18 protein-coding genes are annotated in these 19,693 nt (G+C 43.6%); 16 read left to right on the top strand and 2 right to left on the bottom strand.

The genetic code is table 11. From position 1 onward, the window contains the following. The first annotated feature begins 15 nt into the window (after positions 1-15). The 12 genes from IEV61_RS15440 to IEV61_RS15385 all read left to right on the top strand — a co-directional run bounded on the left by IEV61_RS15440 (position 16) and on the right by IEV61_RS15385 (position 11,169). Positions 16-1,014: a glycosyltransferase family protein gene (locus IEV61_RS15440; RefSeq protein ID WP_188417940.1), complete on the top strand. Its 999-nt coding sequence runs from the start codon at positions 16-18 to the stop codon at positions 1,012-1,014. A 45-nt stretch (positions 1,015-1,059) separates the two neighbouring features. Next, the gene (locus IEV61_RS15435) at positions 1,060-2,046 is read left to right on the top strand and encodes a DUF6427 family protein (RefSeq protein WP_188417939.1); all 987 of its coding nucleotides are present in this window, start codon (positions 1,060-1,062) and stop codon (positions 2,044-2,046) included. Positions 2,047-2,091: 45 nt separating this feature from the next. Continuing rightward, the gene (gene purQ, locus IEV61_RS15430) at positions 2,092-2,784 is read left to right on the top strand and encodes a phosphoribosylformylglycinamidine synthase subunit PurQ (RefSeq protein WP_188417938.1); all 693 of its coding nucleotides are present in this window, start codon (positions 2,092-2,094) and stop codon (positions 2,782-2,784) included. 1 nt (position 2,785) lies between these two features. Continuing rightward, entirely contained in the window at positions 2,786-3,529 is a 744-nt protein-coding gene (locus tag IEV61_RS15425) for a type III pantothenate kinase (RefSeq protein WP_188417937.1), read from the top strand. Continuing rightward, entirely contained in the window at positions 3,522-4,847 is a 1,326-nt protein-coding gene (gene bamG / locus IEV61_RS15420) for a BamG family beta-barrel-assembly machinery protein (RefSeq protein WP_188417936.1), read from the top strand. The genes IEV61_RS15425 and bamG overlap by 8 nt, the downstream gene beginning before the upstream one ends. Then, a complete protein-coding gene (gene lptC, locus IEV61_RS15415) occupies positions 4,840-5,421 on the top strand; it encodes an LPS export ABC transporter periplasmic protein LptC (RefSeq protein ID WP_188417935.1) in 582 nt (193 codons plus the stop codon). Before bamG ends, lptC begins: the two co-directional genes overlap by 8 nt. 88 nt (positions 5,422-5,509) lie before the next feature. Beyond that, positions 5,510-7,615, top strand: a complete 2,106-nt coding sequence (locus tag IEV61_RS15410) for a SurA N-terminal domain-containing protein (protein ID WP_229747167.1) — start codon at positions 5,510-5,512, stop codon at positions 7,613-7,615. A 68-nt stretch (positions 7,616-7,683) separates the two neighbouring features. Then, positions 7,684-8,199 carry a DUF2480 family protein gene (locus IEV61_RS15405; RefSeq protein WP_188417933.1) on the top strand — a complete coding sequence of 172 codons (516 nt, stop codon included), beginning with the start codon at positions 7,684-7,686 and terminating at the stop codon, positions 8,197-8,199. A 150-nt stretch (positions 8,200-8,349) separates the two neighbouring features. Further along, positions 8,350-9,105 (top strand): DUF3108 domain-containing protein, encoded by a 756-nt coding sequence (locus IEV61_RS15400; RefSeq protein ID WP_229747166.1) that lies wholly within the window; start codon positions 8,350-8,352, stop codon positions 9,103-9,105. Between the two features lie 8 nt (positions 9,106-9,113). Then, positions 9,114-9,677 carry a DUF3109 family protein gene (locus IEV61_RS15395; RefSeq protein ID WP_188417932.1) on the top strand — a complete coding sequence of 188 codons (564 nt, stop codon included), beginning with the start codon at positions 9,114-9,116 and terminating at the stop codon, positions 9,675-9,677. A gap of 170 nt (positions 9,678-9,847) precedes the next feature. After that, on the top strand, positions 9,848-10,732 hold the full coding sequence (gene rfbA, locus IEV61_RS15390) for a glucose-1-phosphate thymidylyltransferase RfbA (protein WP_188417931.1): 885 nt from the start codon (positions 9,848-9,850) through the stop codon (positions 10,730-10,732). A gap of 152 nt (positions 10,733-10,884) precedes the next feature. Next, a complete protein-coding gene (locus tag IEV61_RS15385) occupies positions 10,885-11,169 on the top strand; it encodes a hypothetical protein (protein ID WP_188417930.1) in 285 nt (94 codons plus the stop codon). A gap of 573 nt (positions 11,170-11,742) precedes the next feature. Here the strand turns inward: IEV61_RS15385 and dxs are convergent. Beyond that, entirely contained in the window at positions 11,743-13,671 is a 1,929-nt protein-coding gene (gene dxs / locus IEV61_RS15380) for a 1-deoxy-D-xylulose-5-phosphate synthase (RefSeq protein WP_188418095.1), read from the bottom strand. A 201-nt stretch (positions 13,672-13,872) separates the two neighbouring features. On the opposite strand from dxs, the gene IEV61_RS15375 reads away from it, so the two are divergent. The 3 genes from IEV61_RS15375 (at position 13,873) to IEV61_RS15365 (ending at position 17,288) form a co-directional block, all read left to right on the top strand. Then, positions 13,873-14,691, top strand: a complete 819-nt coding sequence (locus IEV61_RS15375; protein ID WP_188417929.1) for a porin family protein — start codon at positions 13,873-13,875, stop codon at positions 14,689-14,691. A 47-nt stretch (positions 14,692-14,738) separates the two neighbouring features. Continuing rightward, the gene (locus tag IEV61_RS15370; protein ID WP_188417928.1) at positions 14,739-16,172 is read left to right on the top strand and encodes a hypothetical protein; all 1,434 of its coding nucleotides are present in this window, start codon (positions 14,739-14,741) and stop codon (positions 16,170-16,172) included. Between the two features lie 132 nt (positions 16,173-16,304). Beyond that, positions 16,305-17,288 carry a hypothetical protein gene (locus IEV61_RS15365; protein ID WP_188417927.1) on the top strand — a complete coding sequence of 328 codons (984 nt, stop codon included), beginning with the start codon at positions 16,305-16,307 and terminating at the stop codon, positions 17,286-17,288. A gap of 3 nt (positions 17,289-17,291) precedes the next feature. On the opposite strand, the gene IEV61_RS15360 is transcribed toward IEV61_RS15365, so the two are convergent. After that, positions 17,292-18,173, bottom strand: a complete 882-nt coding sequence (locus tag IEV61_RS15360) for a LysR substrate-binding domain-containing protein (RefSeq protein WP_188417926.1) — start codon at positions 18,171-18,173, stop codon at positions 17,292-17,294. A 142-nt stretch (positions 18,174-18,315) separates the two neighbouring features. On the opposite strand from IEV61_RS15360, the gene IEV61_RS15355 reads away from it, so the two are divergent. Then, entirely contained in the window at positions 18,316-19,545 is a 1,230-nt protein-coding gene (locus IEV61_RS15355) for an MFS transporter (RefSeq protein WP_188417925.1), read from the top strand. The last annotated feature ends 148 nt before the right edge of the window (positions 19,546-19,693 follow it).

The raw sequence follows: 19,693 nt of genomic DNA, 5'->3' as shown, positions 1-19,693 counted from the left end.
TTCTGCTCAAATCAAATGAAAATACTATTTGGCATACAGGGAACGGGTAATGGCCATATAAGCCGCGCCCGCGAAATTGTACCGCTTTTGCAGCAATACGGCGAGCTTGATTTGCTGGTGAGCGGTACCGAGGCCGAAGTAGCACTTTCACAACCCCTGAAGCACCAGTTTCATGGCTTTAGCTTTGTGTTTGGTAAAAGGGGAGGAGTAGATAAATGGGCTACTTACAAGCGCATGAACTTATGGCAGCTCTGGCGCGATGTGCACAATTTGCCCCTGAGCCAATACGACCTCATCATTAATGATTTTGAGCCCGTAAGTGCCTGGGCCTGCAGGGTGCAAAAAATACCATCGGTATCCTTGAGTCACCAATGTTCCTTTGTGTCGCCCAATACGCCGCGGCCTAAGCGGTGGAATTACGCCGAGTGGTTGTTTAAATATTATTCGCCTACCACCCATCATGTGGGTTTCCACTTTGACAGGTATGACGATTTTATACATACCCCCGTTATCCGCAGCGAAATACGTAGTTTGCAGCCTACCAATGCCGGCCACTATACCGTGTATTTACCTGCCTATGATGATAAAACCCTGGTTAAGTATTTAAGTCAGACTACTAATGTGCCCTGGCATATATTTTCTAAAAGGCAAAAAACACCTTATCAAACCGGTAACATACATATTTATCCCATAGATAACCTGCGTTTTAACGAAAGCATGGCATCTTGCGAGGGCCTGCTCACCGGCGGAGGTTTTGAAGGCCCCGCCGAGGCCATGTATCTGCAAAAAAAGGTAATGATGGTACCCATGACGGGTCAGTACGAGCAGCAATGTAACGCCCTTGCAGCATCAAAATTGGGAGTGCCGGTAATCAATGCCATTAATGCACATGCTATACTCCACATCAACAACTGGATAGAAAGCAATCACCGGGTAAAGGTAGATTTCCCGGACGAAACCGCGCAGATCGTAGAAAAGTTGGTAAAGCAATATACCCGTCCGCAGGCTGTTTAACCTTAAACATTTTCTGTAATATTGCCCCCTGAAACCAAGGCAAGCATGATCGACATTTTCCGGAGGTTTAATCCGCTGAATATTATATGGCTGGCTGTCCTGTTATTTATATTACGGGCAGGCTATGTACTATTTGCACCTTCGGCTATTCCGCTGCAATTAACCGAGCCTTTCGTGAGCCTGTTGTTCCCTGCACTCAATGTAGGCGCCCTTTCGCCCGAGATGAGCGTATTTTTGGCAGGGGTAGTAGTGCTGTTGCAAGCAGTGTTGATCAATTACCTCATCAATCATTATAATTTATTAGGGCGGCCCAGCTTTTTGCCCGCTTTAATGTATGTGGTGCTTTCGGGCTTGTTTACCCAATTTTTGGTATTGAGTGCACCTTTGCTGTGTAACTTCATTATTATCTGGCTGCTGTTTAAACTCTTTGAACTCTATAAAACCGAAGATTCTAAATCTTTAGCATTTGATGCCGGTATGCTGGTAGCCACCGGTTCGCTCATTTACCTGCCATGCACCTATTTAATTTTGGCGGTTTGGGTAGCGTTTATTATTCTACGCCCTTTCGACTGGCGCGAGTGGGCGGCCAGCTTAATTGGTTATATTACCGTATTCTTTTTTATCGGCGTAATTTATTATCTGAACGACAGGCTTCCTTACCTGCACCAGATATGGCTGCCCTTAGGCTCTAATTTTGCCATGCCACAGGTATTGGATAAATACGATTTCTTGCTGCTAATTCCTGTGTTCATCATTCTGCTGCTGGGTACCTTTAAACTCCAGGAAAACTTCTTTAAAAGTTACGTGCTTATTCGTAAGGCATTTCAGTTGTTATTTTTTATCGTGTTAATTGCTGCTGCGTCTTTTTACGTGCGGCCGCAATTTGGGTTGAGTCATTTTCTATTGTGCGCAGTGCCTGTTGCTATATTTTTTGCTTACTACTTTTTGTACGCGGCCAAGCGCTGGATGTACGAAACACTGTTTTTTTTGCTCATAGCCAGCATAATTTACTTCCAGTTTAACAATTTTTAACTTTTACATTCGTTCAGGTTCAACCTGTTATATTAGCTTTGTATCATGAAATTTGGTGTAGTTATATTCCCCGGTTCTAATTGCGACGAAGATATCATCTACGTTCTTGAAAAAATTATGGGTCAGGAGGTGGTTCGCCTCTGGCATAAAGACCATGATTTAAAAGGTGTTGATATGGTAATTCTTCCGGGTGGTTTCTCTTTTGGTGATTATTTGCGCTCGGGTGCTATTGCCCGTTTCTCGCCTATTATGCAGGAGGTTATTCAGTTTGCAGCCAAAGGCGGATACGTGATGGGTATCTGTAACGGTTTCCAGATACTGGCCGAAGCCGGTTTGGTTCCGGGAGCCTTATTGCACAACAAACAGCGTAAGTTTATTTGCCGTAACACCTACCTGGTACCACAAACGCAAAACTCACTGCTTACTTCGCAAATTGACGAGCAAAAGGTATTAAAGATCCCTATAGCCCATGGTGAGGGTAACTACTTTGCCGATGCCGATACCCTGCAATCATTAAAAGATAACGACCAGATTTTGTTCCGTTATAGCGACGAGGCCGGTAACATTACCGACGAAGCTAACCCTAACGGATCGTTAGAGAACATTGCCGGTGTATGTAACATTAAGCGCAATGTATTTGCCATGATGCCACACCCTGAGCGTGCCGCAGATACTTTGCTGGCAAATGAAGACGGACTGGCCATCTTTGAATCGATACTGAATATGGCTAAAGCCTGAGATGGCCAGGCTGGTTATTGATATTGGTAATACATCGGTCAAAATAGCGGTATTTGATGGCCCTAATTTGATTGAAGCAGGACAGCTTGACACTTTGGATGAAAGCTTACCGCAACAGTTGATCACCAAATATCAAATTACCGATGGTGTATTCTCCAGCGTAAACAGGCAGTCGGAGGGCTGGCTTGGCCCTTTGGCAGAGCAAATAACCTTAACCCGGTTTGAGCGTACTATGGCCGGTAGCCTGCAAAACCACTACCGCACCCCGCAAACGCTGGGGCTCGACAGGCTGGCAGGCATTTTAGGTGCCCGGCACCTATACCCGCAAAGCAATAATTTGGTTGTTGATGCCGGTACCTGTATTACCTATGATGGTGTAGATGCCGGTGCAAATTATTACGGCGGCAGTATATCGCCCGGGTTAAATATGCGTTATAAAGCTTTGCAATATTATACATCCGCGCTGCCATTGGTAACGGCCGATGCGGGCTTCAATAACTTCTACGGCTATGATACCGCTACGGCCATACGGTCGGGCGTGCAAAACGGGGTTTTATACGAGGTGCAGGGCTTTATACAAAATTATATACAAGAGGGTATTTACCCTAATATCATACTTACCGGCGGCGATAGTGTTTTTTTGGATACTGTGCTGAAAAATAGCATCTTTGCCGGCTATATAAAAACGGAACCCCACCTGGTTCTGATAGGATTAAACGCAGCTATACAAGAGCATAATGATTAAACATATAAGATCAGGACTTACTTTTTTACTTTCCGTATTTGCTTTGGGTGCCATGGCGCAGTCTACGGCAACCACCAGCTCTCCGTATTCACAGTATGGTCTTGGTACTTTAAACACCAGCTTGCTGCCGCAAACCCGTGCCATGGGTGGCATATCAACAGCCATTAACAAAATAAGCGGTTACAACACTATTAATCTGCTTAACCCGGCTTCTTACAGTACTATAAGCTTAACCACTATTGATATAGGCGTTTATGGTAACGTATCCACCTTAAAACAAGGCAACACAAAGGGCGAACCTAACGGCAATTTCAGGCTCAGTCACTTTAACTTTGCAGCGCCGGTAACCAAACATTCGGCCATAAGTTTTGGTTTGGTGCCTTACACAGAACTGGGATATAACTATCGCCAAACCGCAGCCAACTTTGGTTCGGGCAGCCCGGCAGATACCAACGCGGTGAGTTACATCTACAGCGGCGACGGTGGTCTTTCTAAAGCTTACGCCGGTTATGGTTTCGGTATTGGCAAGCACTTATCAATAGGCGGTAACGTATCTTACATCTTTGGTAACCTGCGTAAATTCCGTTCTACCGAGGTCGCTGCATTACAAGGTGGTTTCTTAAACTCACGCAACGAGCAAAGTAACGGCGTAGGCGGTATCAATTTTGATTACGGCGCGCAGCTTAGCTTTGACCTTGCCGAATCTAAACACCTGGTGTTCGGATACTCAGGTTCTGCAGGCAACAGCTTGAACTCTAAAATAAGCAACGTAATAAGCCAGTACACCACCTCATCCACTGATGGTAGTGATAATGCCGCATTAGATACCTTGTCTAACCAGGTGATCAGCAATGGAAAGATCAAGCTTCCGATGATGAACAGGGTAGGTATCTCTTTACAAAAAGATGGTAAATACCTCATCGGTGCTGATTACAGCCGCAGCAACTGGGCCGATCTGACCATTGGCGGAGTTAACCAAAATCTGCAAAATAGTGAAAGCTATAGCCTGGGTGGTCAGTTTACGCCAAACAACAACGCTATACACAGCTACCTTGCGTTAATAGATTACCGCTTGGGTGTACGTTACGATAAAACCAACATCAGGCTTAACAATACCGATATTAAGCAATACAGCGTTAGCGCAGGTTTGGGTTTGCCATTACCTCGTAACGGAAGTGCTTTCTATAAAATAAACCTTGCTGCCGAGTATGGTGTGCGCGGTACGCTGAGCAATAGCCTGATCAAAGAAAACATTATTTCATTTCATATAGGCTTTACGCTGAATGATACCTGGTTCCAAAAATATAAGTTTGATTAAACCTGTATTTAATGCCTTGCGCATTCAATGGCAGTTGCTGGTTGTTTTAGCCGGCGTGGCCATGCTGAGTGCCTGCGAAAACGACCTGAAAGCCATTCAAAAAATATCGTCGCAAGAGGTAAGCAAGCCTATTAACCGCACTACCGGGCTCGACGTGGTAATGAGCGAGGATGCTTTAGTGAAGGTGCATCTAACCTCACCGCTAATGATAGAATATCTCGACAAAAACTTTAAAGAGATGCCCAAAGGCTTGAAAGTGGTGGAGTACGATTCGCTTATGAAAGAATCGAGCGTGCTTACTGCCGATTATGGCATTCAACGCTCCAACGAAAATATTATAGAACTGCGCAAAAATGTAGTGGCCGTTAATGCCAAGGGCGAAACCTTTAAGTCTGACGAGTTGATCATGGATATGGTGAAGAAGGAATATCACTCTGATAAACCTGTGCAGGTAACCTTTGCCGACGGTACTTTTTTAAGCGGCACCAACTTCAAAAGCGACCAGGCCATGTCGCACTGGACCATGGGAAATACCACCGGGCAAATTCCAGTTAATCAAAACCTTGGACAATAAATTTTGTTTCACAGAATTTTACGAAAAAGTGTATCTTGCGCCCTCTTTTAAAAGAAGTTAAAATTATTTATAGGTTTTTATGGGTATAATGAGTTTTTTGCGCGAACGCATGGGCACCATCCTGGTGGCCATTATTGGTTTGGCGCTTTTTGCTTTTATTGCAGGCGAAGTAATAACGTACGGTAAATCGTTCATGGGTGGCGATCGCAATACGCTGGGTGAGGTAGCAGGCGAAAAGATCGCTTACGATGATTACATGAAAACGGTGAAACAAGGCACCGAAAACTTCATGCAGCAATCGGGTCAAACTTCTTTAACCCCGCAAATAACAGAATATGTACAGGAAAATGCCTGGAACCAGTCTATCAGTACCGTTATCCTGAACAAGGAGATGGATAAGGTAGCTGTTGCCGTTGGTGCCGACGAAATTCAATCGATGATCAGCGGACCAAATCCTGATCCTCAAATTGTACAATACTTTGGCGATCCTAAAACAGGTAAGCTGGATATGGTAAGGTTGAACGGCTTTTTGCGCGAATTGCAAAACGCTAAACCAACCGACGATCGCTTAATTCAATGGACTGCCTTTATGGAGCCTAAAATTGAGCAGCGCCGCCGCGAAAAATACTTTGCTTTAGTGCACAATGGTTTATACGTAAACTCTTTGGAAGCTAAAGACAGCTACGAAGCAAAAGGCAAACTGGCTAAATTTACTTACGTGCAATTGCCATACAGCTCTATCCCCGATAATAAGGTTACTTTAACCGATGATGATTATCAAACTTATTACAATGAGCACAAAGCAATGTTCAAAAACCAACAGGAACTGCGCAACTTTGAGTACGTAAGCTTTAACGCGTCGCCGTCTAAAGAAGATACCGCGATGATCAAGGAGCAAATGGTGAAATTGATTCCTGCTTTAAGAAGCAGCACTAACGATTCTTTGTTTGTACAGATCAACTCTGAAACTAAAGCTCCTTTGGTTTATCAGCGTAAAGGCCAGTTAGAGCCTCAGTTAGATTCGGTAATGTTTACCGCCGCTCCTGGTTTTGTATACGGTCCTTATGTAAGCAACGGAAGCTATAAAGTAGCCAAGCTGGTTGATAGCCGCGTAGGTCCTGATTCGGTTCATGCCCGTCATATTTTAATTAATCCTGCCACAGCAGGCGGTGTTGATAAAGCGATGGCTAAAGCTGATTCCATTAAGAAACTGATCGAAGGCGGTCGTCCGTTTGCCGAGTTCGCTAAAAACTTTTCAGAAGACAAGCAATCAGGCGAAAAAGGTGGCGATTTGGGTACGTTTGCCCGTGGTGCCATGGTGCCAGCATTTGAGGAGGTTGCCTTTAACGGTAAGCCCGGCGATATGAAGATCGTTACCTCACAATTTGGTGTTCACTTAATCAACGTCATCAGCCAAAAAGGTTCATCTAAAGTAGCTAAAGTGGCCATTGTTGATAAGCCTTTAACGGCCAGCGGCAAAACCTCATCTGCTGCTTATGCCAAAGCACAAGCATTTTTGGGTAACGTAAACAAAGATAATTTTGCACAGGAAGCTAAAAAAGCAGGCTTACCTGTAAAACAAGCTAACGATGTTAATGGTGTAGCCTCGGCACTGCCAGGGTTAGATAACGCACGTGAGCTGGTTAAATGGGCTTTCACTAAAGCCGAAAAAGGCGACCTGGTTGACCAGGTATATGCCTTGGGCGACCAATATGTAATTGCTCACCTTACCAAGATTAAGCCCGAAGGTGAATTAGCTTTAGAAGATGTTAAAGAGCAAATTAAGCCCCAGGTATTAACTCAGGTAAAAGCTAAACAACTGCACAGCAAACTGGAAGGTGCTGTTAACGGTGCATCGAGCATACAGCAGGTAGCACAAAAAGCAGGTGCACAAGCAGTACCGGTAGAAAACATTGTATTTGCCAACCCGGTTATTCCTGGTTTATCAATAGAGTACAAGGTAATTGGTACCGTGTTTGGTATGCAGCCTAAAAAGATTTCTAAGCCTGTTGATGGTGCTAACGGTGTTTACGTAGTATCGTTAGATAGCTTTATTAACCCGCCTGCATTAACCAATACAGTGCGTGAGAAACAGCAAATTAGCCAGACCTTATTGCAACAAGCAGATAACCGTTTGTTTGATGCATTGAAAGATAAGGCTAATGTAAAAGATTACCGCGCCAAATTCTTATAAGAAAATTTAAAGTAATTTTACATCCGGAAATAACGTTATGTTATTCCGGATTTTTTATTTTAAGAGCCATGGATATTCAGGAAACGTTTGTAAATAAAGTAGCACAAAGCGGTTTAATAACCTTAGACCCGGCCAGCTTTTATCCGCAGGGCGAGCGGGTGGTTTACGATATTAAGGATAACCTGTTTATGGGCCTCATGTTGCGCGAAAAGGATTTTCGCGAGTTTGTGAAAACCCATGACTGGGCGCAGTACGAAGGCAAGAACGTAGCGGTGACCTGCACTGCCGATGCCATTGTACCGGCCTGGGCCTATATGCTGCTGGCCAACCGACTGGCACCTTACGCCAAAGAAGTGGTGTTTGGTAACGAAGAAGTATTGGAAACCGTTTTGTTCGAAAAATCTATAGCCAAAGCCGACTTTGAACAATACCGCGACCAGCGTATTGTACTCAAAGGTTGCGGCGATGTTGCGGTACCCACATCGGCCTACGTAGAACTTACCAAGCGCTTAACACCTGTTGCTAAAAGTTTAATGTTTGGCGAGCCTTGCTCAACTGTGCCTATTTATAAGAGAAAAGATTAACAGCCCATGCCAGCTAAAAAACATGTCATTGCGAGCGATAGCGTGGCAATCTCGTTACGTATGTTAAACCTATACTATGATGTGCAGTCATTTGTAGGTTATCATACCATGTTTTTTATGCTTACAAGATGTCGTGCTCTTTTATTTTCAGTGAGTTTAAGCTTATTTTATGCTTCTGCCCAAGCTCAAGAACCTATCAAAATTGCCGAACCAACCTTTAAAGCGGGAGAAGAGCTTAGTTACCGCCTTAAATATGGCTGGTTTACCGGTGCCGAGGCACATTTGCGTGTAGCCGATACCGACACTAAATTTGAAGGCCGCCCGGCATGGCACATCATTGCCGATGGAAAAACCGCCGGTACTTTTGATGTTTTTTATAAAGTGCGTAACCGGTACGAAACTTATATTGACCGCAGCACCCTGCTGCCTTACCTTTACACAGAAGACCGGCACGAAGGTAAATACAAGCATACCGACAGGGTGGAGTTTAATCACCAAACCCATAAAATAAAAGCCAACAGCGGCGAATACCCGTTTACCGGTAAAGTGTTCGATTTTCCTTCGGCCTATTACTTTGCCCGTTGCCTGGATGTATCTAAATTGAAGATAGGCGATAAGTTTGAACTGCGCTATTTTTTGGATGACGCTATACAATCATTGGGCATTACCTACATGGGTAAAGAAAAGGCCGAATGCTCTTTAGGTACATTTAATTGCCTTAAGTTTAACCCTACTATTATACCCGGCCGCATTTTTAAAAAGAACAGTAAGCTTTACCTTTGGGTAACTGACGACGAGAACCGCATACCTGTGAAAGCCAACGTTGAACTGATAGTGGGCAGTGTAAAAATGGATTTGACAAGTGCTAAAGGATTAAAATATCCTTTAAACCCTATAAAGAAATAATTTATTAAATGATAGAAGTTGGAAGTGTACTGGTACACGAAGATGTTGTTAACGAAAACTTTGTATGTAACCTTAACAAGTGTAAAGGTGCCTGCTGCCTCGAAGGCGATTCGGGAGCGCCTTTAGCTGCTGATGAGTTGGACATACTGAAGGAGATTTATCCCAAAGTAAAACCATACATGACCGCCAAAGGTATTGCCACCATTGAGCGCGAGGGTACACACGTAACCGATTTTGAAGACGATTACACCACGCCGTGCGTAGATACCAACAAAGAATGCGCCTATGTAACCTGGGAAAACGGCATTACTAAATGCGCTATTGAAAAAGCCTGGGAGCAGGGTGCCGTTAACTGGCGCAAGCCCATTTCGTGCCACTTATATCCTATCCGTATCACTAACTACCCCGAGTTTGACGTGCTGCATTACGACCGCTGGAATATATGCAGCCCTGCCTGCAGCTTTGGCTCCGAGCTTAAGGTGCATGTACATGAGTTTTTAAAAGAACCCCTTACCCGCAAGTATGGTGCAGAGTGGTACCAGGAACTGGAAGATAAATTGGCAGGTATTTAAAAAAGGTTTTCTATATTAGGAGGGTATAAAATATAGTGCCATAGCGAGGAAACCTTCTCATTGCTTAACCTAACACGTGTCATGCTGAACTTGTCGAAGCATTCGCCGTTTGGTTAAGCCTTCGACAAGCTCAGGCTGACATAAGAACAAAAAATTTAAACCATAATACTGTGAAAGGAATAATACTCGCCGGTGGTTCAGGAACCAGGCTGCATCCATTAACATTAGCAGTAAGCAAGCAATTAATGCCTGTTTATGATAAGCCAATGATCTATTACCCGCTGTCGGTTTTATTGCTGGCCGGTATCAAAGAAATTTTGATCATTTCTACCCCGCACGATATGCCTCAGTTTAAAAAACTGCTGGGCGATGGTTCGCGCATTGGTTGCCGTTTTGAGTACGCTATACAGGAAGAACCCAACGGGCTGGCGCAGGCCTTTGTAATTGGTGCCGATTTTATTGGAACCGATAAAGTTGCCCTCATTTTAGGGGATAATATATTTTATGGCGATGGCCTTTCGCGCCTGTTGCAACAAAGCAGCGAGCCTGAAGGCGGTATGGTGTTTGCCTACCAGGTAGCCGACCCTGAACGTTATGGCGTGGTTGAGTTTGATCAAAATCAAAATGCTATTTCTCTTGAAGAAAAGCCCACGGAACCAAAATCTGATTATGCCGTACCGGGATTGTATTTTTACGATAACGATGTGGTAGAGATCGCTAAGAACATCAAGCCTTCGCCGCGCGGAGAGTATGAAATAACCGATGTAAATATTGAATACCTTAAACGTGGTAAATTGAAAGTGGCTATACTAAGCCGTGGTACGGCCTGGCTCGACACAGGGACGTTTACCTCTCTAATGCAGGCCGGACAGTTTGTGCAGGTAATTGAAGAGCGTCAGGGCATTAAAATAGCTTGTATAGAAGAAATTGCTTACCGCATGTGCTTCATAGATGCTGCCAAGTTGGAAGAAATAGCAGCGCCACTGGTAAAAAGTGGTTACGGCCAGTACCTGATGAAGATCTTGAGCAGAAAGAAAAGTTCACTGTTAGACTAAAGGAGATTACTTTTTTACGAGTAGCTAGAGAAAGAAACAAAGCCCTTCGCTCAAAAGAGTGAAAGGCTTTGTTGTTTATGATCATTCCTTGAATAGGGTAGGTAAATAGAATTGAGTTTGAGGTATTATGAAGAAATGTTATCATTGTGCCTATGTCTGCAAATGATATCAAAAGTGCCATCGCTCAAATTGTAAAAGGCCAGTCGAAGCAATTGCTCGTACCCGACCTGGATGTTAACACAGGTGATTTGGAAATTACAACAAGAGACTTTATCCGCGAAGCCTTTCAGGAAAATGGTATTGAAGTAGAATTTAGCGGCAAGGGAGCTTTTGAAAAAGGCGTAGTAATTGATATAGACGAAGAAGTAATGCAGCAACTCGACTTAAACCCCGATGTATTGAGATTTGGGCAGACGGTGGTAAGGGTAGGCGTTTAACCAACTTTTGTCAGTCTGAGCCTGTCGAAGACTTAGCCAAGCGGCGAATGTTTCGACAAGCTCAACATGACAAAAATATTGTTGGGGGTGGTGTCAGTCTGAGCCTGTCGAAGACCTAACCAAGCGGCGAATGTTTCGACAAGCTCAACATGACAAAGGTGTTGTTTTATGTGTCAGTTTGAGCCTGTCGAAGACTTAACCAAGGGGCGAATGTTTCGACAAGCTCAACATGACAAAGATGTTGTTGGTGGATGGTGCCAGTCAGAGCCTGTCGAAGACCTAACCAAGCGGCGAATGTTTCGACAAGCTCAACATGACAAAGGTGTTGTTTTATGTGTCAGTCTGAGCCTGTCGAAGACCTAACCAAGCGGCGAATGTTTCGACAAGCTCAACATGACAAAAATATTGTTGGGGGTGGTGTCAGTCTGAGCCTGTCGAAGACCTAACCAAGGGGCGAATGTTTCGACAAGCTCAACATGACAAATATGTTGTTGGTGGATGGTGTCAGTCTGAGCCCGTCGAAGACCTATCAAGCAGCTAATGCAGCGTAAATTCCTAACTCTATATTCTCCCTCAAGAAGCTATAATATGCCTGTTTTGCGTAATGCCCATGTTTTTTACGGTGCGTATAATGCTGGCAGCATCAAAACCACATTCGGCCCATAGTTCGGGCTGTTCGCCGTGTTCAATTACCGCATCAGGGATACCCAGGCGTGTTACTTCGGCGTTGTATTTATGGTCGGCCATGAACTCTAATACGGCGCTTCCGGCACCGCCTTCCAGGCAGCCGTCTTCCACGGTAATTACCTTGCTGTATTTGGTAAACACTTCGTGAAGCATAGCCTCATCCAAAGGTTTTACAAAACGCAGATCGTAGTGGGCAGGGTACAAGCCTTCGTTGTTTAGTTCGGCAGTGGCTTTTACCACTTCGTTTCCTATGGCACCAATAGATAAAATAGCCAGTTCTTCACCGTCACTTATTTTACGGCCTTTACCTACCGTCAGGGCTTTCATGGGGCGTTGCCAATCTACCATTACACCGTTACCACGCGGGTAGCGTATTACAAACGGACCGGCGTTTTCCAGCTGGGCAGTATACATCAGGTTACGCAGTTCTTCCTCATTCATGGGAGCCGAAACTACCAGGTTAGGAATGCAACGCATATACGCCAGGTCATAGGCACCGTGATGCGTGGGTCCGTCAACACCGGCAAAACCGGCACGGTCAAGGCACATTACCACATTCAGTTTTTGAATAGCCACATCATGCACTACCTGGTCAAAGGCACGCTGCATAAAGCTGGAATAAATGTTACAGAACGGCACCAAACCCTGGGTGGCCAATCCAGCAGAAAAAGTAACGGCATGCTGCTCGGCAATACCCACGTCAAAAGCACGATCGGGCATAGCCTTCATCATGAGGTTTAACGAACAACCTGAAGGCATGGCCGGTGTAATACCCATGATCTTGGGGTTTTGCTCGGCCAGTTCAATAATGGTATGGCCAAACACATCCTGGTATTTAGGCGGCTGTGGTTTATCGTAGTAAGTTTTCTTGATCTCGCCGGTAATTTTGTCGAACAAACCGGGAGCATGCCACTTGGTCTGGTCTTTTTCGGCAAGGGCATAGCCTTTACCTTTTACCGTAACGCAATGCAAAAGCTTAGGGCCAGGAATATCGCGCAGATCGCGCAACACTTTGGCTAAATGCTTTACATCATGACCATCAATGGGGCCAAAATATCTGAATTTTAAAGCCTCAAAAAAGTTACTTTGTTTAAGCAAAGTGCCTTTAATGCTTTTTTCTAACTTTTTGGCATATTTTAAGGCATCTGGCCCAATTGCCGATATTTTAGACAGCACATAACCAATATCGGCCCTAAAGCTGTTATAAGGTTTTGATGTGGTTATATCGGCAAAATATTCTTTCAATGCACCCACGTTAGGGTCTATCGACATGTTATTGTCGTTCAAGATCACCAGCAGATTACTGTTGGCAATACCGGCATGGTTCAACGCTTCAAAAGCCATACCCGAACCCATGGCACCATCACCAATAACGGCCACGTGCTGGCGGTCTTTCTCGCCTTTATAATGCGAAGCAACAGCCATACCCAGCGCAGCAGAAATTGAAGTAGAGGAGTGACCCACGCCAAACGTATCGTACTCGCTTTCGGTACGTTTAGGGAAGCCGCTAAGGCCCTTGTACATACGGTTGGTGTGAAAATTGTCGCGGCGGCCGGTTAGTATTTTGTGTCCGTAAGCCTGGTGGCCAACGTCCCACACTAATTGATCGTACGGAGTGTTTAAAACGTAATGCAGGGCTACGGTAAGCTCTACCACGCCCAGGCTGGCGCCAAAGTGGCCGCCATTTACCGATACCACATCAATAATATACTGACGCAGCTGCTGCGATATCTGCTCAAGATCATCTTCGCTAAATTGCTTTAAATCAGATGGTGAGTTTATTTTTTGGAGTAAATCGCCGGCGGGTACTTGCATTGACATTAATACGGATAATGAACTTACAAAGTAAGCTATTTTAGTTGATATTTATTGACAATCTTTTCTATGCTTTGTTTTTAATAAAGGGACGGTGATAACATGTTTAATTAATATCAATGTAATTAAAAAGTTACTTGACTAAAATTAAGTTTATTAAGTAGATACAGTATTTTAGCTGGCTACTAATCTTATCACATAATGTACTTCCGCCCTATTAAAACGTCACTTAGCGGTGAAGTTTTTAAAAATAGCTATGCCGTTACGCTGGCGCTATTATTTGCTATTCTTTTCGCTACGCCGTTAAAGGCGCAAACTCCCGTAAAAAAGACAAGATCTGAAAACGAGATTTCTGGTAATTCAACTAAGTTTGAAATAGGCTTAGCAGGTGGTTTGTCTTTAAATAAATTTAGCGAAGGCCAGCCACAAACCGGTCAAAATACTGGCTACACGGGTGGTTTGTCAGTTAATTATGCGCTATATAAAGGGTTTAGCTTACAATTGGAAGCTAATTATTTACAACAAGGCGGGCAAATGATCAGGTTTAAAGATGATACCCGGTTAGGCTTACCCGAAACATTTGAGTCGAAGAATGTTAAAAACAGTTCTTACAAACTCAATAGCTTAGAGATCCCACTCTTAGTTAATTATACCTTCAACATTAAGCAAAGCTGGAAACCTACCTTGTACGCAGGTGCAAGTTATGCTTACGCTTTCAATGTGACAGAAAACTATCAGAAAACCGGTGATCTGCTTCCAGGAGAAGATATTATATCTACAGTTAAAGGCTCGCAAAGTGCAGAAGGCCTATTTAAAAGCTCAAGATATAACTGGATAGCAGGTGCTAATGTAAAATTACCTCTTACATTAAAATTTAAATTACTGTTAGATTTCAGATACTTAGCGGGAATAACTCCGGCAAGAGAAAACTACTCGTACATGGAAAAAGTTGGTTTCGGTAGCGATATCAGAACAAACTCTTTTGTTTCTAAAGTTGGTGTCATCATGTCTATCAACTAATCTACCTTAATTACCTTCCGTATTTAAAATAAATCACACATATAAATATGAATTCTAAACTTACTCTTATCCTAATTATAGCGTCTGCTATTGCTATTACAGGCTGTTCTAAAGATTCTTTTAACGAGAAAGATGCTATTGCCGCCCAGGTAGAGCTATTGAACCAAAAATATCAGCATGAAATTGAACTGGAAACACTGAAACAGAAGGGGGCTACTGCTATGCAGGAACTAATTAATAAAGCAACACTTGCCCAGCTTAAACTAACTGATAGTTTGACTCAAAAAAATGTTGCGGCCGATAGAAAAAGAGATTACAGTGTAACTGTTGTTGACGTAGTTACTAACGCACCTGTAGCAGCTGCTGATGTAACTGTTTCTTCAGAAGGGAAAATTTTTTCAGCAAAAACTAACGAACAAGGCGTTGCAACATTTTCTTCATTGTATCTGTTTCCAACCACTCCTTTTTTAATTTCCAAAACAGGGTATGCAGCAACACAAATTCTACAGCAAAACCTGCTTGTTGGTACGGCCAAGTTGTGGAACACGGCAGATTTAACCAACGAAATTACAGGTACGTTATACATTGAAACCGACTTAATCAATACAACACCCGAAAAAGTAGGCGCAAATGTTTTAGTAACAGCTTCGGCCAGTATACCTGCCAGTCCGTCTGGTGCATATACCGTGTATTTTCCAACTTACACTACTGCAACCGGTACCTATTCTCTTAAAGTACCTGTAGCGCCTAATGGCTACACACTGTCTTTTGAACAGGTTACCGCCGATCAAAAACTTATTGTTAATGCAACGGAAGATGATGCCGCTACCACGTTTCCTGCTGCCTTGCCAAGAGTTGCTACCATTAAAACCTATTTTGGCGTAAATAAATTTACAGCACCGGTTCCAACTGCAGTTAATACTATATACTTTAAGTTTGCGCCCGATGTTACAGGTAAAACTTTATACCTTTCGGGCAATGGATATTATTCAAACAATCAAGTGCTTTTATCTGCAACAGGTAGCAAATACCAGGTAGAAAGATTGAATGTTACCAGCACCTATAATAACAATGGTAACTATATAGACTACAACGCATTTACTTACACACCAAATAGTAAGGTGGATGTAGAATTGGTTGACGTAGTAGGAAATGTTATTGAAACGGCGCCGAAGTTAACCGGAATTATAGGTAGTAATGGAAAGCTGGCATACTATTATTCATCTGAAGGCGGAAATGGCTATGTTCATCTTAAACGAAACGATGCAGGTGTTTTAGTAGAAGGAGCTAAAGGAAGTATATTGAAAGCTAATCTTTACGATACATATTCTAATCTATATACGTTAAACCCTTCAAATTCAGTAAATACGGCAACTAATATAAGCGTTGCAAATACGTTTTTGATAACTAATAAAGGCGATAAAAAAGTTGTAAACTTTTATTACGGTGCCGGTGAAAGCAGAGTAAAGCAAGTTTATTAAAATAAGACAAGTGTTTAGGCCGCACCTTTTTTAAAAGGTGCGGCTTTTTTTTGAATGTTATTTTGCGTTTTTTATAACTACATTGTTTTTAAATTAATTTTCCCCAGGCCATTTGGGTAGCCTTCAATATTTATGAATCCGATACTAATTAAAATTGGTGCATGTGTTTTATTATTGACAGTTCTGCAAAGCTGCAAAGAAGCGCCGGGTACCTGGGTTAACAATAAGATAGCAACCAAACACAGGGCAGAATTTCATCAACTTAATGATCAATTGCTGGGCGCACTCAAAAGTAATAATACCTCACAATTGGAAAACATCATGTCGCGGGAGTTTTTAGAGAGCTCCGGCAAGAACAGGCAGATAGAGCTGTGCAGCATCCGTATGCGCGAAGGCAAAAACTATTTGCTGGATGAATACTACATGGTGCATCCCACGCCTGATCCTATTTCGGTGAAGTCATTTAAGTATGACATTAACAGCTATACCATAAGCTATAACCCGCTTACCCGCGAAAGGTATTTAGCCTTTTTTACCGTACAATATCATGGCGATAAGTGGCTGCTAACCGCCGTTTACAACAAATACAAATATGGTTGGAAAGTAGACGACCTGGAGCTGAACCCCTACACCGTAGGCGGTAAAACAGCCCCTGAGCTATTTAAACAGGCACAGCAGGAATATGACAAGCATTACCTCGTAAATGCCATGACCACTATGCAGCTATCACGCTCATGCGCACTACCCAGCGTACTTTGGCGGTATGATGAACAGGAAGAAATGGATGAGTTTTACTCCAAAATTGGCGAGGAAGCAGATAACGCTTATACTTTCCCTATAGTAGTTAAACAACTGCCTACCAAGCCTGCCATCATCAAAATATTTACGCAGAACCGCGATGAAGGTGTAATGCCTAACATCTATTACATTTCCAAAGTGAGCCTGAACGATACCCTGGCCGTTAAGAAAGAGCATGATGCCATGAAAAAGGTAATAGGCCTTATTATGCCCGGCATTGACAAAGGCAATAAGTACATACACTACACGGTATTTAACAAAATGCCCGACTGGCAAAAGAAAAATACACCGCAGTTTGACATCCTGGATAAGTATTAACGTTTACCCGCCGTTCATTACCCGCATAAGTTCATCAATAAACAAGATAGCCGCCTTTTTACGGTAAACGCCCTTTTGCCAAAGAATGTACGATTGCCGCTTGATTTCTTTGCCAGCAATAGGAACGGCGGCTACCTTGTCCCAACCAAAAATGGCTTTCTCATTTAAAATAGTGGCCCAATGTCCGTTTTGCACCAGTGATAACAGCGAATGTACATCGTTCATCTCTATCTTGATGTTGGGGCTGATCTTGCTTTTATAAAACAACTGGTTTATAAACTCGCGGGAACTAAAGCCTTTACCGGGCAATATGAGTTCCTGTTCGGCCAGTTCCTTTAAGCTTATCTTTTCCAGTTTGGCCAGCGGGTTACTCTTGGCTACCACCATTACGATGGTAGAGCTGAACAGGATCTGCATTTCCAGGTCTTCATCGTCTGATTCGTTGTGGAAAGCCAGGATCATATCCAGTTCGGCCAGGCGGAGTTTCTTCTCCAGTTCTTCGGGGTTACCATAGGTAATAAAGATCTTGATGCCCGGGTATTTGGTTGAAAAAGGTGCCAGTGCAGGCAGCAGGAGCGAGGTAAAGGCGTAGGATACGCCAATGTTTAACTCGCCGGTGGCAGCGTTGTTTAATTCGGAAATGGCTTGTTTGCCTTTTTGCACCTCGCGCAAAATCTTTTGGGCATGGGTTAAAAACACATGCCCGGCTTCGGTAATGCGTACGTGTTTGCCAATGCGGTCAAATAGCAGCATGCCCAACTCTTCTTCCAGCTGTTTAATTTGTTGCGATAGTGTGCTTTGGGTAATAAATACGGCCCCGGCTGCTTCGGTAAAGTTCATCGTTTCGGCGGCTTTTACAAAATATTGCAGTTGTCGTAGCTCCATAATCAATCGGTTTTACTAATCAATATCATTAAAACAATCTATTTTACAAATGTATCATTAAGGCCGATATTTGTAGCGTAAAGTATTTCAATAGTCTTGCATTAAGATCTCCCCTGAAATACTGCAGAAAACAGATTAGTGCATGAACGTGTTCCGCTCCCTTAAATACCGTAATTTCAAGTTGTTTTTCTATGGTCAGTCCGTATCGCTTATAGGCACCTGGATGCAAAAAACGGCCGTTAGCTGGCTGGTATATCGCCTAACCGGTTCGGCATTATTGTTAGGACTGGTGAGCTTTGTAAGTTTAATACCGTCGTTGGTGCTGGCCCCTTACGCCGGTAGCGTGGTAGACCGTCATAATCGTTACCGCATATTGCTAATTACCCAGGTGGTATCTATGTTGCAGGCGGGAGCATTGGCATTCATGATCTTGTTTAAATTTTACAACATTCCGGCTATTATAGGGCTGAGTTTGGTGCAGGGCATTATTAATGCATTTGATGTTACCTGCCGGCAGTCGATGATGGTGGAAATGGTAGATAAGAAGGAGGACCTGCCCAACGCCATTGCGCTTAACTCTACCATGACCAATTTTGCCCGTATAGCAGGTCCGGCTGTTGCGGGTATAGTGCTGAGTACTTTTGGCGAAGACTTTTGTTTCTTCGGTAACTTTCTAAGCTACATCCCGGTGCTCACCTGTTTGTTTATGATGAAACTGAATACGGTGGTGATCAGCAAACCGCAAAAAAGTATCTGGTACGAATTACAGGACGGTTTCAAATACGTATCGGGCGACCGCGACCTGAGCAGCCTCATTATTATGCTTAGTGTAAGCAGCCTGTTCGTTATACCGTTCAATACACTGATGCCCATATTTGCCAAAGATATTTTTAACGGCGATGCTAAAACGTTCAGTTGGTTTGAAAGCGCCGCAGGTTTAGGCTCAGTAATTAGTGCCGTTTATTTGGCTACCCTGAAAACCGATAAGCACATTACCCGCATCATCATTATTGCCAGTTTAATATTTGGCTCAAGTGTGCTGCTGTTGTCATACGCCCCGCAGTTGCCTTTAGCCCTACTGTTCATGGTAGTAACCGGTGTAGGGATGATGGCGCAAACATCGGCCATAAACACCTATATACAAACCCACGCAATACCTGCCATGCGAGCAAGAGCTATCAGTTATTATGTAATGGCTTACCAAGGTATGATCCCTATTGGTAGCTTACTCATAGGCTGGTTAGCCAACGAATTAGGCCCACGCGGTGCAGTTTGTGTAGAAGGGGTAGTGGGGATATTGGCTACGGGTTTGTTTGTACTTTACAAACGCAGGCAAGGTATGGAGCCGGTTATGGGTAGGCTGGCAGCATAACCCCTCCCAACCCTCCCCAAAGGGGAGGGCTTTATTGTGCTACACGGCTTATTTTTCAAATTCTCTCCTCGGGGAGGGGTGCGGCTGGCTTGTGTTGGGGCAGGGAGGGGTTTAACACGTATGATTAATGAACGCTTCACTAACCCCT

This window comes from Mucilaginibacter galii (genome assembly GCF_014635825.1).
Classification (GTDB): Bacteria; Bacteroidota; Bacteroidia; order Sphingobacteriales; family Sphingobacteriaceae; genus Mucilaginibacter; species Mucilaginibacter galii.
Note: the sequence above shows the minus strand (reverse complement) of the source record. Positions and strands in the feature narration are given on the sequence as shown.